The organism is Pararhizobium sp. P1_E7, from assembly GCF_056405855.1.
This window is the reverse complement of sequence record NZ_JBFUBH010000251.1, coordinates 1-561: the sequence shown is the minus strand read 5'-3', so window position 1 is coordinate 561 and position 561 is coordinate 1. Positions and strand designations below refer to the sequence as shown.

Genomic DNA, 561 nt, shown 5'->3' with positions numbered 1-561 from the left:
GAACGCCATCATCCGCTGGGGTGGCCACCCGTCGACCCCATCGAGTGCGATTGGACGCATTCCGGATTTCGCCAATGCGGCACACATGCCCGGGATATCATCAAGGGTTGCCGGGAGCGTCACCCCTGCCTTGTCGAGCAAGGCCTTGTTGTACCAGAAAAACTCCATCCCGAATTCCAGAGGAATAAGATACAGGCTGCCATCGGAGAAACGCTGATAGTCGAGAGCGACGGGCCTGAACTGGTCCGCCAGTTGTAGTTGGCCGAGCAAGGCGGCCATGTCGACCATCAGGTCCTGCTTTTGCAGCTTCTGCGCGAACGGCGTCGCGTCTGTGTCAAAGAACTCGGGCAATTGCCGAGCCGCTGCCAGCGTCTCGAGTTTCTGGAGATAGGACGGCCGGTCGGGCGTCTCGACGATATCGAGCTTGAAGCCAGGGTGCTTCTCAGCGTACTCGGCAGCAATCCGTTGAACGGTCTTGAGAACCGGACCGTCACTGGGCCGCGAGGCGAGCCAGGTGATTTCGCGCGGAATAATGTCTCCTTGCGGTGGGATTGCCGGACC

The 561-nt window shown here is 59.9% G+C and carries 1 protein-coding gene; it reads right to left on the bottom strand.

What is annotated here, in order from left to right; translation table 11 throughout:
• Positions 1-561, bottom strand: a 561-nt coding sequence (locus tag AC1D17_RS29255) for an ABC transporter substrate-binding protein (RefSeq protein ID WP_477568681.1), incomplete at both ends; no start/stop codon positions are given.